The following is a 12,718-nucleotide window of genomic DNA, read 5'->3' as shown; positions in this document are numbered from 1 at the left end:
CAACTAGATAACGAAGTGGACAATGACTGAAGCACGGGTGGACATTGAGGACTTCTGGCTGGACTAGAACAACATCCGTCCGCATGAAAACCTGCGTGGCCAGTGCCCCAGATGGTTGCAGCGGAGCCTCCATCTTCTGTCGAGGCTGCGCCCCTCCCTGTACCGGAGATGGAAAAAACAAACAGCCCAACTTAAAATGAATGTCATATCAAATCATATTGAATGAGCCTGTTTCAATCGGAGGGTCGCAGGCCCTGCGACCAAGCCGCACAGCGTGCGGCCCTCCGGGGCGCTTTCGCGCTTAGAGCCTATCCGAATAACTCTTTCTGTACAAAGTTCCTCCGTTCAGGCACAAACTGGGGATGGTTAAAAAACTTGGATACCACATGCCCGTCCCACTCTGGGAAAAAATGGAAAAGGTCCTTCCCGAGCGGATCAACACCCACCGGTTTGGGGGAGGACGCCCCCGGCGTCCGGACAAGGACTGTGCCGACGCCATTTTCTTTCTTTTGCGCACCGGCTGCCAGTGGTCCGCGCTGGATGACACGGGTCTGTGCCCCCACAGCACCGCGCATGACCGCTTCCAACAATGGGTTCGCCAAGGGGTTTGGCAACGGTTGTGGAAGGTAGCGGTGGAAGAATACGACCAACTCCGGGGCCTGGATTGGTCTTATCTTTGTGTGGATGGCACCATGGGCAAAGCGCCCTTGGGAGGGGAAAAAAACCGGGCCCAACCCCACCGACCGCAGCAAGCCGGGAAAGCAAACGAAGCCTGCTGACCGAAGCCGCCGGCGTGCCCCTGGCTTTAGTCTGCGCCGCAGCCAACACCAATGACCACCGGCTGCTTGAATCAACCCTGTGGGGTTTGATTGTGCCGCCGCCTGCGGACAAAGGGGGCTTGTGTCTGAACAAGGGATACGACTATCCGGTGACCGAACAACTCGCACGCCAGCATGGGCTGCGCCTCCATATGCGCACCCGTAAAGAAGAGATAAGACAAAAGAAGCGCGGCCACAAAGCCAGACGCTGGGTGGTGGAACGCTCACACTCCTGGAGCAATCGCTTCCGCTCCCTGCTCATCCGCTCGGCCAAGAAATGCGCCAACTACGAAGCCTTCGGCCATCTGGCCTTCGCCGTCCTCATCTTCAAGCAAACAGGGTTATTCGGATAGGCTCTAAGGTGTATTTTTCAGGAAACCGATGGCGGTAAGATATTGCCCAGGATGAGGCCTGGGCAATGGCGTCGAGAGAGGCTTGCAGGCAGCGGGCTTCGTACAAAACAATGAAGCTTACGCTTTAAACAAATGTCGCAGTGCGCACAAGACCCTAAAAGAACATCATGACGGCCTGCCTGCTCCAGCGGGCTTACATCGCGTGGCCACACCGCTCACCGCACCATTGAGCAATTCTGCAAACTAGACAGGGTTGAACTTTAGTCTTTGGGCTTCGCAGTCCGTTTTGTTGTTGGTTTTTTTATGGCCTTGAGGAAATCAACCGGGGCCCGATCCGCCTATACCCCCATGGGTCTCTGTCTGTTATAATCTTGCCGCCAAGCTTCAAGCTTTTCCCGTGCTACTGGTAAACGACTGCATTTGGCAGATTTCTTGGAAACGGTGGCCAGCTTTGGCGTGTTGATTTCGTGCTCCCTCAGCGGTCATTGTATTGAGAAGCCCTCCGTCATTACAGGGAAAAATGGGCAAAATCGTGTAAACTGTTGGAGACCTTTTTCCGATTCTACCTCTGTAAACCACAGGGACTTAAGGAGAAAGAGAGGAATGACCCTAACGGGATTCGAACCCGTGCATCTTCCGTGAAAGGGAAGTGTCCTAGGCCTCTAGACGATAGGGTCGCTGAGGAAGGGAAAACATACCCAAGGCCCCGCCCCCTTGGCAACGGAAAATTTCCGTGCCTCCCGCCGGGCCGTTCGCCTGCGGCCGACTATCCCGGAACTTTTGCTTTGCTTCTGATATATATCAATATATCATGATACGAAGATATGTCTTCATCCCCTTTGTCATCATGGAGCTCCCTTCCCGCCGGTGAGGCCGAGACGGCGCTGCGCACGCTCTTGCAGGAACGCCTGGTCTTCATCGACGGGGCCATGGGCACGATGATCCAGCAGTACAAGCTTTCAGAAGCCGATTATCGCGGCACCCGTTTCCAAGATTGGCCCAAGGATCTCAAAGGCCTCGGGGATCTGCTCAATTTGACGCGTCCCGACATCATCACCGGCATCCACCGGCAGTATCTGGAAGCCGGGGCCGACATTGTCGAGACCAACACCTTCAATTCCCAGTCCATTTCCCTGGCCGACTATGGCATGGAATCGCTGGCCTACGAACTGGCCCGGGCGGGAGCGGCCAATGCCCGTGCCGCCGTCGATGCCTTCACCGCACGACGGTGCTTCGTCGCCGGGGCCATCGGACCGACCACGCGGACCAGCTCAATTTCCACCGATGTCAACGACCCCGGGGCGAGGGGAGTGACGTATGATGAATTGGTGGCCGCCTACCGTGAGCAGGCCCGCGGGCTCCTGGACGGCGGGGCCGACATCCTCATCGTTGAGACCATTTTCGACACCCTCAACGCCAAGGCGGCTTTCTTCGCCATCGAGCAGTTGCTCGACGAGCGCCGCCAGCGCGTTCCCCTCATGGCTTCGGTCACTTTCATCCAGGCCGGAAGCAACCGCGGGGTGACGGGCCAGACGGTGGAGGCCTTCTGGAATTCCATCTCCCATGTCCCGTTGTTGAGCGTGGGCATGAATTGCGCCCTCGGTCCGAAGGAAATGCGTTCGTTGATCGAGGAACTATCGCATACCGCCCCGGTCTACCTCAGTGCCTACCCCAACGCCGGGTTGCCCGACCCGCTCTCCCCCACGGGATTTCCGGAAACCCCGGACTCGCTGGCCCCGCAACTTCGCGAATGGGCCGAGCAGGGTTGGCTCAACCTCCTTGGTGGTTGCTGCGGCACGACGCCCGCACACATCGAGGCCATGATCGGTCTCGTCAAACACTGCCGCCCACGCCGGGTTCCGCAGATCGCACCCTCACTGCGCTTGAGCGGCCTCGATGCCGTCACCCTCCGTCCGGAGACCAATTTCGTCAACATCGGCGAACGCACCAACGTCACCGGCTCGCCCAAATTCGCCCAACTGGTCAAGGCGGGGGACTACGAGGCCGCCCTGGCCGTGGCCAAGCAGCAGGTCGACAACGGGGCCCAGATCATCGACGTCAACTTCGACGAGGGCCTGCTCGATTCCGAGGCGTGCATGACGCGGTTCCTCAACCTCCTGGCGGTGGAATCCGAGATCGCCCGCGTGCCCATCATGGTCGATAGCTCGAAGTGGTCGGTCATCGAAGCCGGACTGAAATGCCTCCAGGGCAAGGGCGTGGTCAATTCCATTTCGCTCAAGGAAGGCGAGGAAAAGTTCCTGGCCCAGGCCCGCCTGGTCCGCCGCTACGGGGCAGCGGTGGTCGTAATGGCTTTTGACGAGTTAGGTCAAGCCGACCACTTCCAGCGCAAAACCGAGGTGTGCCGCCGGGCCTACGAGCTCCTGACGCAGAAAGCGGGTTTTCCGCCGGAGGACATCATCTTCGACCCGAACGTCCTGACCGTCGCCACCGGCATCGAGGAGCACAACAAGTATGCCGTCGATTTCATCGAGGCCGTGCGATGGATCAAGCAGAACCTGCCCCATGCCCGCGTCAGCGGCGGGATCAGCAACGTGTCCTTCTCCTTCCGCGGGAACAACCCGGTGCGCGAGGCCATGCATTCGGCCTTCCTTTACCACGCCATCCGCGCCGGTCTCGACATGGGCATCGTCAACGCCGGCATGCTTGCCGTATACCAGGACATCGAACCGGGTTTGCTGGAGCGCGTTGAAGATGTCCTGCTCAACCGCCGTCCCGACGCCACCGAACGCTTGGTCGAATACGCCGAATCGCTCAAGGGCCAGGACACCTCGCGCGCGAAAGAAGACGAGGCCTGGCGCTCGGGTACGGTCGAGGAACGGTTGAAGTTCGCCCTGATCAAGGGCCTGACCACCCACATCGATGCCGACACCGAGGAAGCCCGGCAGAAATTCGCCCGGCCGCTCCAGGTCATCGAGGGCCCCCTGATGGACGGGATGAAGGTGGTGGGTGACCTCTTTGGCGAGGGCAAGATGTTCCTGCCGCAGGTTGTCAAGAGCGCACGGGTGATGAAGAAGGCCGTGGCCTACCTGACCCCGTTCATGGAAGCGGAGAAAGCCGCCAACGCCGACACCCGGGCCCAGGGCACCGTCCTCATGGCCACGGTCAAGGGTGATGTGCACGACATCGGCAAGAACATCGTCGGTGTCGTCCTGGCCTGCAACAACTACCGGGTCGTCGACCTCGGTGTCATGGTGTCGTGCGACAAAATCCTCGATGCCGCGATGGAAGAGAAGGCCGACCTGGTCGGCCTGAGCGGCCTGATCACGCCTTCGTTGGACGAGATGGTCCATGTGGCGCAGGAGATGAAGCGCAGGGGATTCACCGTCCCCTTGCTCATTGGTGGTGCCACGACCAGTGCCGCCCACACCGCCATCAAGATCGCCCCGCATTACGACCACCTGACCTGCCATGTCATCGATGCCTCCCGGGTGGTCGGGGTGGCGGGCCAGTTGCTCAACCCGGAAACCGCCCCGTCCTACACGGCCACGGTACGCGCCGCGCAGGAGGAGGCGCGGCGGATCCATGCCGAGCGGCAGGAGACACAGAAGCTGCTGGCTTTGGAAGCGGCGCGCGCCAACCGGTTCACCTGCGACTGGTCCACGGTCGATATTCCGCAGCCGGAGTTCACCGGGGTGAGGGAAGTGACTGGGGTGCGGGCGGCCGATCTGGTGCCCTTCATCGATTGGTCGCCATTCTTCCATGCATGGGAACTGCGGGGGCGTTACCCGGAGATCCTGGAGGATGCGGTGGTGGGGGTGCAGGCGAAGGAATTGTTCCGGGACGCGCAGGAGTTGTTGCGCCGGATCACAGAAAACGATCTTTTACAGCCCCGGGCGGTCTGGGGCTTCTTCCCGGCCCATGCCGAAGGCGATGACATCGTGTTGACCGAACCGGGGGGAAGCGGGCGTGAATGCGAGCGTTTGCTGACCCTGCGACAGCAGTTGGCCAAGCAGCCGGGCAAGCCCAACTACGCTCTGGCCGACTTCATCGCCCCGGGCGGAAGTGGACGGCGCGATCACTTGGGGGCGTTCGCCGTCACCGCGGGTCATGGCTTGGAAGCGCTTTGTGCCGAATTCGAAGCCCGGCATGATGATTATCAATCGATTTTGTCCAAGGCCCTGGCCGACCGGCTGGCCGAGGCTTTTGCCGAATACCTGCACTTACAGGCCCGGAAGGCATGGGGTTACGGCCATGCGGAAGATCTGAGCCAGGAAGATCTGATCCGGGAGCGTTACCGCGGTATCCGTCCGGCCCCCGGCTATCCGGCCTGCCCCGACCATACGGAGAAGGGTAAGTTGTTCCGATTGCTGCAAGTGTCCGAGCGGATCGGCGTGCGTTTGACCGAAAGCTTTGCCATGACACCGGCCAGCTCCGTCAGCGGGTGGTATTTTGCCCACCCCGAAGCCCGGTATTTTGCCGTCGGCCCGTTGCAGGCCGACCAGGTTTCGGACTACGCGCGCCGTAAGACTTCTTCGGTTGGGGAGGTGGAGCGTTGGTTGCGCCCCAATCTGGCCTACTCGGCCTGATCCTGAGGTGAAAGCGGCCTGCCCCAACGTCCAGTGGCCATTGCAAAAAATGTTTCCGGGCAAATTGGGCGATTGGCGGGGGTTATCGTTTTAAATACCGAATTTACCGTAAAAAACTTTTGACCTGACTTTCATGGATAAGCTAATCTTTTGTCATGATTGCTCACTTCTCTCGCGTTTTTATCGTGGGAATGGTCGCCTCTTTGCTTGCCATAACTTCTCTGGTGGCCCAAGGCCAGCCGGCCCGTTTGGTGGAAAATTCCATCAAGTTGGAGAAGGCAACGCTACCCCGGGAAGCGGAAACGGCCACGCCGGGTAACAGGGTTCTGGGAGAGGATTGGTACGTCATTGAGGCAAAATTTGATACGACCGAGGAGCTCACCGAAGAAATCACTGTCAAGTTTTACACGGACATGGTCGACACCCTGAAGAAGAACGAGACCATCATCCTGACTTCCGAAGTCACCTTCATCAATGTTCCCAAGGGCAACGGTCACGTGGCCACGGCCTACCTCCACCCTGCCGCGGTGTCGCGCTACGGTGGATCCGCAGGCAAGGACGGCATCAAGAAAGCCAACGTCCACGTCGATTTGATGGAAAACGGTCGTTCCAACGGTCCGGGGCTTGATCTGCGCAAGGATCAACCCAATTGGTTCAGCTCCTTCCCCCAGGTGCCCGGCGTGCTTGTGAACCTCAAGGACTCCCCTTTCTGGCCCATGGAGCAACGCAAGTTCAACCAGATCAAAGCAGCCACCCGCTGACCACCTCCCACCCCCAGCCTTCCCAATCCCGTGGCATCCGCCCAACGCATCCTCACCATTGACCTCGGGTCGAGCAATCTCAAAGCCGCGGCCTTCCAGGTCAGCGCCTCGGGCGATCTCACTCTCCTGCGCTACGGAATCAAGGACATGGGTCTTGACCCGAACAAGGAACAGGACCGGTTCCCCTTCATCCTCGAAACCCTGCAGAACCTCCTCCGGGAAAAAGGACTCCCCAGCGCCCCCGCCTACTGCAGCCTTTCAGGCCAGTTCGCCTTCACCCGCTTCGTCAAGCTCCCTCCGGTCGCCGCGGCCGAGATCGACAAAATGGTCGTCTTCGAGGCCCAACAGAACGTGCCCTTTCCCATCAACGAAGTCGTTTGGGACTATCAAATGCTGGGTGGAACTGGGGCCAAAGAAAATGAGGCCCTGATTGTCGCCATCAAGCAGGACATCGTCGAGCAGGCCGCCGGGGCTTTCCGCGCCTGCAAAATCGAACTGGCGGGCGTCGATGTGGCCGGCCTGGCCCTGATCAATGCGTTTTACTACAACTACGGCGTCCCCGATGAATGCCACCTGCTCATCGACATCGGGGCCAAAAACACCAACCTGATCTTCATCGAGGGTTCCCGCATCTTCATCCGTGTCATCCCCGTCGGTGGCCACCTCATTTCCCAGAACATCTCCAACGAGTTCCAGGAGCCCTATGTCGCCGCCGAAACCCTCAAAAAGGGCAAGGGCTTTGTCGGTCTCGGCGGGGCCTACAAGGATCCGGACGATGCCGCCGCCGCCCGTATTTCCAAAATCGCCCGCAGCATTTTTTCCAAGCTCCATGCGGAGTTGAACCGGTCGGTTGGCTTCTACCGCAACCAGCAGGGTGGGAGTGCCCCCAAGAAGATCCATCTGGCCGGGGGTTCGGCCTGTATGCCTTTCGCCGATCTTTTCTTCAAGGAGAAGATGAATATTCCGGTGGAACACTTCAACCCCCTGCGCAATGTCAATCTCGCCCAGGATATCGACCGCAACCGGGTCGCCGCCGAAGCCTTCCAACTTGGGGAATTGGTCGGTCTGGCCCTCCGCATGGCCGGTGAATGTCCGGTCGAGATCAACCTCGAGCCCTCCTCGGCCAAGGTCGCGCGGGAAAAACGCCGCGCGGTGCCGTATCTCGTCGTCGGTCTGCTGGCCTGGGCGGCCTGTTTCGCGGCCATCGCCGGGGTCAATTTCCTCCGGGCCTCCGCCGTTTCCGCCGAAACCGCGCAATTGCAATCGGACTACGATCAGAAAACCACGCTGGCCGCGCGGATTGAGAAAGCCGACAAGGAACTGGCCTCCTTCAAGCAACGGGTCGATGCCGTGCAGCGGTTGGTTGTGCAGCGGGACTATTGGCCGGATTTGCTTGTCCAGATCGGCCAGTGCGCGCAGACCAGCACCGGACTTTGGTTGACCCAGATGGACATGACCTTCAACAACCAGCCGCTGGAAGCCGCAACCAAGGGTGGCTCCGGATCACCCGGCGGCACGGCCCCCTCCCGTCCGCGTGTCCCGGCCCCCGGAACCAAGCCTCTCGCTCCCGGTGCCAAACCCACCGCTCCGGAAACCTCCATCAACGTCGCCCCCCGCGGCACCGAGATCAACCTGCGCGGCTTCGTCGAGGCCAGTCAATGGGACATCCTCAACACGTTTGTTTCCAGCCTCCAAGCCACCGGTTGGTTTGAGAAAATCGACATCATCAACCGCGAACCCCCCGACGGGGACCAAGTGGCGACCTTGTTCCTGATCAAGGCCACCCTCAAGGAGGACCGTCAGGTCAGCCTCCAGCCATGAAGCAGATCCCCCAACACCTCCTCTTCGGAATCATTGGATTCGTGGTCATCGGGCTGCTGGGCGGCGGTGCCTGGTATTGGACCGCCGGACAGTTGGAAACCGCCTTGGCCGAACGCACCTCCATCACGGAGAAACTCCAGCAGGTCCAGTCCAAGGGCTTTTCCCCGACCAGCCAGAACCTCAAATTGCTCGAGGGCAACAAGGAGGCTGTCAGTGCGCTGGCCAAAGAAATCCTCCCCCAACTCGACCGTGCCGCTTCCCGCTTTGCCCCCTTCCTCGGTCCTGACAAGAAAGGCCTGCCCCAGGAAACTTGGAAGGAAAAACTGGTCTCAGTCCGCGAAGATCTCAAAAAACGGGCCGACCAGGGCAACGTGCAGACAGCGGATGATTTTTACTTCGGGTTCAAGCGCTACCGTGTGGCCTCTCCTCCGGCCGGGGCCACCCATGACATCGGCATCCAATTGGCCGCGCTCGAAGAAATCTCCCGCCTCCTCATCGAGGCCAAGGTTGGCGAAATCCGGGAAATTCGCCGGGTCATGGTGGAAGACTCGGGTGCGGTTGGTGGCACGACCTCAGAGGAGTCGATCAATGCCGCGGTGGTCGAAGGCACGGGCGGTCTTTACCGGGTTTTCCCCTTCGAGGTCAAATTCAAGTCTTCCCCCTCGGCCTTCAACGCTTTCGTCAACGCCCTTGGTCGCAGCCCGATGATCTTCATCACCCGATTCGTCGTGGTGGAAAATGAAAAAAACACCGTGCCGAAACGCTCGGAATTCGCCAACTCCGCCGCCAAGGAAGGGGAGGGGGCCAAGCTCCTCGTCCCCATCGTCGGTCAGGAAGACCTCGTCGCCCGCATCCGCATCGATCTGATCTACTGGAAAGCCGATGCTTCCGGCGAAAAGCCCGGCAATCCAAACGCCAAACCCAAACCGGCCCAGCCCTGATCCCATGCTCAAGCTTCAGAACGAACAATGGTTCCTCGTCGCCGCACTTGTGCTCGGCGGCGGACTCCTGGCTTTTCTCGGGTTCTCTCTTTCCCCCCTCGACCCCCTGCCCCAGGGACGGGTCAACAACCCGCCTGCTTTCGACCCCGCTCCCTATCAGCAGGCTGCTGAAAAGTTGCTCCATCCCGTGGAGGTCAAAGACGGCGAGCACAAGGTATTCGTTTCCCGGCTTGTCGTCTACTACCCACAGGACCAGACCGTCAAAGCCCTCAATCCCGCGGACAAGGATCCCTCCGGCATCACCATCCAGTGGAAAATAGACAACAAGTTCCCCATCGATGACCCTTCGGTGGCTTCCTCCGACCCCGACAACGATGGCTTCAGCAACTTGGAGGAATTCACCGCCCACACCAAGGCGAACGATTCAGCCAGTCGGCCTCCCTTGGTCTTGAAGCTGCGCGTGGAGAGTTACACCAAGGTGCCTTTCCGTGTCATCCTCAAGGGCTACAACCCGGACGCCACCACCGGCCAGATGCTCTTCCAATTGAACCTCCTCGACGTCAAAACCAACAAGACCCGCATGGTCAAGGAAGGGGACACCATCGAAGGCTACAAGGTCGGGGCATTCCGAAAAAACATCGTCAAACGGCCCAACCCCAGAACCGGCATCGTCGAGGAAATCGACGAATCCGAACTCGATCTCATCAACCTCAAGCTCGATGAAACCATCACCCTCGTCCGGAATGTCCAGAAGGACTCGGATGAAAGCTTCGTCCAGTTGCGGGTGGATTCTCCAGTCGGCAAGGTCGAACCTCCCCGCGTGGTCCGCGGGGAAAAATTCAAACTCGACGGCAAAGAATACCAACTGCTCAAACCCGGCGAAAAAACCGTGACGATCAAGGACCTCCAGTCCGGCCAGGTGCTCGAGGGTATCGGCGGTTGAGCTGGGGGGCTGTGACCAACCGGCGATGGGCAACTAAAGCTTGTATTTTACTTGGTTATCTATAAAAACTTGGAATTGAGACCTTCCGCCATGAACTACCCCCTGCGCCCCGTTGTTCTAACATCTTGCCTGGCCGGGCTTTTGGCCGTTTTCACCACCATCACTCCCGTCGTTGCCCAGGACTCGGATTCGGCCAAAAAAACCGAGATGGAACAGATCAAGCGCATGGAAAACTCGCTGGCTCTGAACAGCCTTCTGGATGAGGCAGGTCAGTTGGTGCGGGCCCAAGACTACGGCAAGGCCCGCAGCCGATACGCCAGTGTCATTGAGCAGACCACCAAGAACCCCTCCTTTGCCGACACCAACGCCCGCGCCCGGAAAGAACTGGCCGCCGTCGCCGCCATCCAGGCCCGCCAGGAAGAAACCAAAAAGTCTTGGGACAGTGCCCGCACCTTCTGGCAGGAGGCGGTCACCCTCGACCCCGCCAACAAGGCTTACAAAGCCGGACTGGAGGGTATCGAGGACAAAAATCCCTCCTTGGCCAAACGCTACCCCGGCAATACGGCTGTCAGTCCTGAATTGGAAGAGAAGGTCAACAACATCCAAAAACTCCTCTTCGAAGGGGACAGCTTCCATGAAACCGGTCAATACCAACGGGCCATTGGAAGATACAAGGAAGTCCTAGCCATCGACCCCACCAACAAGGTCGCCCGCCTCCGGATTGAAAAAACGGAAAAAACCAAGGAACGGGCCGCCACCCTGCGTTACGAAGCCGTGCGCGAAAAGAGGCTGGCCGAAGTTGATGAGGCCTACCACACCAAGCCGGTCAATCGTCGCCAGGTCGAATCCGCCATCAGCACCACCGGAGTCAATGAAACCCGTGTAGCCAACATGTTCGAAAAGTTGGAAAAGATCGTCATCCCTGAGTTGAACTTCACCGACGTCGATGTCGTGGACGCGATCAAGTTTCTCCAAGAGCAGAGCAAGGCGCTCGATCCCGAGAAAACCGGGGTCAATTTTGTTCTCAAGGTCAACCCAACCGCTTCCTCCGCACCCGCCGAGGGAGCCGCTGCCGATACGGCGACCGCTCCCCCGCCTCCGCAGCGCACCCTCACTCTCAACCTGCGCAAGGTCCCTCTCATGGAAGTTCTGCGCTTCATCACCAACCTGACCAACCTCCAGTTCAAGGTGGAAGAATTCGCCGTCTACGTTTTCCCCAACACCGAGACCAGCGACGTCCTGGTGGTCCGCTCCTTTTCCGTTCCGCCTAATTTCTTCAGCGTCAAACCCCAGAACACAGGCGGCACCGACGTCACCGGGGGAGCCACAGTGCAGTTTGTCACGGCCGATGTGAAAAAAGAATTGGAAGGTCGCGGGGTCAAGTTCCCAGCCGGTGCCAGCGCGGCCTATCTGGCCCGCAGTGCCAAGCTGGTGGTCAAGAACACCCTCGACCAGATCAACCTCATCGAGCAACTCCTCTCCGAGCAAACGGACGTGGCCACCCAGATCGAAATCGAAACGAAATTTGTCGACTTCACCGAAGATCAGTTCAAGGAATTTGGTTTCAACTACCGCCTCTCCTTTGAGTCGGATCTCAGCGGCATCACCGACATCACCTCGGCCAATTTCCTGTCCAATGCTGGCAGCAACGCTTATGCGGGCAAAGACGGGGTGGCACTCGACAGCAACCTGCGTGACGGGGCCTCCCTGCCCAGCAATTCCATCGAAGCCCTGCTTAATCCGGGCGCGAGCAGCCAGACCAACCTTCTGAGTGTTTCCGCCATTCTTTTCGGTCAAGGTTTTGAAGCTGTCATGCGCGCAATTGAAGCCACAACTGGAGCGGATCTGATGTCTGCTCCCAAGGTTACCGTGGTCAACGGCCAGAAAACCAAGATCCGCGTTGTTCGCGAATTCATTTACCCGACGGAGTATGAGGCTCCAGAAATCCAGACCCAGTCCGTAGAAATCGGGGGGACTTCCGCCCAGTTTGTGGCCGTCGCCCCTTCGAATCCGTCGGAATTTGTGAATCGCGATGTGGGGGTGATCATGGAAGTCAAAGCGGATGCCAGCAAGGACCGCCGTATCGACCTTGAATTGACTCCGGAAGTGACCGAGTTTCTTGGTTTTATCAACTATGGTCAGGCTGCCCGTGAAGCCGCCGTCAACACCGCAGCAAATGACCAGCAAGGGAATGTGCTCGCTGAGGGCGTAGCTCTGACCCCAGTCTTCCAAATGCGCAAAGTCGAAACCAAACTCCAGGTTATCGACGGACAAACAGTAGTTATGGGTGGGTTCATCCGCAATGACACCGTTGCCATTGAGGACAAGATCCCTCTCCTGGGTGACATCCCGCTGGTCGGACGACTCTTCCGATCCAAGACCAACCGCGATGTGAAGCGGAACCTGATCATTTTCACCACCGCGCGGATCATGAATCCCAATGGAACCCCCAAGTTTCTCACGGACAGCGAAGCCGACGCGATGGAAACCTCCTTCAAGCCCTGAAATAAATGCGTATGACCCCATCTAGTTCC

At 59.0% G+C, this 12,718-nt stretch carries 6 protein-coding genes, 1 tRNA gene and 1 pseudogene; 7 read left to right on the top strand and 1 reads right to left on the bottom strand.

Annotated features, from left to right (window positions below):
• Positions 1-362 precede the first annotated feature (362 nt).
• Positions 363-1,171, top strand: a pseudogene (locus tag SFU85_03320) (IS5 family transposase).
• Positions 1,172-1,775: 604 nt separating this feature from the next.
• On the opposite strand, the gene SFU85_03315 reads toward SFU85_03320, so the two are convergent.
• Positions 1,776-1,848: transfer RNA gene (locus SFU85_03315), tRNA-Glu, on the bottom strand.
• 147 nt (positions 1,849-1,995) lie between these two features.
• Between SFU85_03315 and metH the strand changes: the two genes are divergently transcribed.
• The 6 genes from metH (at position 1,996) to SFU85_03285 (ending at position 12,689) form a co-directional block, all read left to right on the top strand.
• Complete coding sequence (metH, locus tag SFU85_03310) at positions 1,996-5,718, top strand: methionine synthase (GenBank protein MDX6765799.1); 3,723 nt, start codon at positions 1,996-1,998, stop codon at positions 5,716-5,718.
• A 191-nt stretch (positions 5,719-5,909) separates the two neighbouring features.
• The gene (locus SFU85_03305) at positions 5,910-6,479 is read left to right on the top strand and encodes a hypothetical protein (GenBank protein ID MDX6765798.1); all 570 of its coding nucleotides are present in this window, start codon (positions 5,910-5,912) and stop codon (positions 6,477-6,479) included.
• Between the two features lie 30 nt (positions 6,480-6,509).
• Complete coding sequence (gene pilM, locus SFU85_03300; GenBank protein ID MDX6765797.1) at positions 6,510-8,300, top strand: pilus assembly protein PilM; 1,791 nt, start codon at positions 6,510-6,512, stop codon at positions 8,298-8,300.
• Complete coding sequence (locus SFU85_03295) at positions 8,297-9,241, top strand: Amuc_1100 family pilus-like protein (protein ID MDX6765796.1); 945 nt, start codon at positions 8,297-8,299, stop codon at positions 9,239-9,241. Before pilM ends, SFU85_03295 begins: the two co-directional genes overlap by 4 nt.
• Positions 9,242-9,245: 4 nt before the next feature.
• Positions 9,246-10,184 (top strand): Amuc_1099 family pilus-like system protein, encoded by a 939-nt coding sequence (locus SFU85_03290; protein MDX6765795.1) that lies wholly within the window; start codon positions 9,246-9,248, stop codon positions 10,182-10,184.
• A 90-nt stretch (positions 10,185-10,274) separates the two neighbouring features.
• The gene (locus SFU85_03285; GenBank protein MDX6765794.1) at positions 10,275-12,689 is read left to right on the top strand and encodes a hypothetical protein; all 2,415 of its coding nucleotides are present in this window, start codon (positions 10,275-10,277) and stop codon (positions 12,687-12,689) included.
• The last annotated feature ends 29 nt before the right edge of the window (positions 12,690-12,718 follow it).

Source organism: Candidatus Methylacidiphilales bacterium, from assembly GCA_033875315.1.
Taxonomy (GTDB): Bacteria; Verrucomicrobiota; Verrucomicrobiia; order Methylacidiphilales; family CAZTYG01; genus JANRJG01.
Note: the sequence above shows the minus strand (reverse complement) of the source record. Positions and strands in the feature narration are given on the sequence as shown.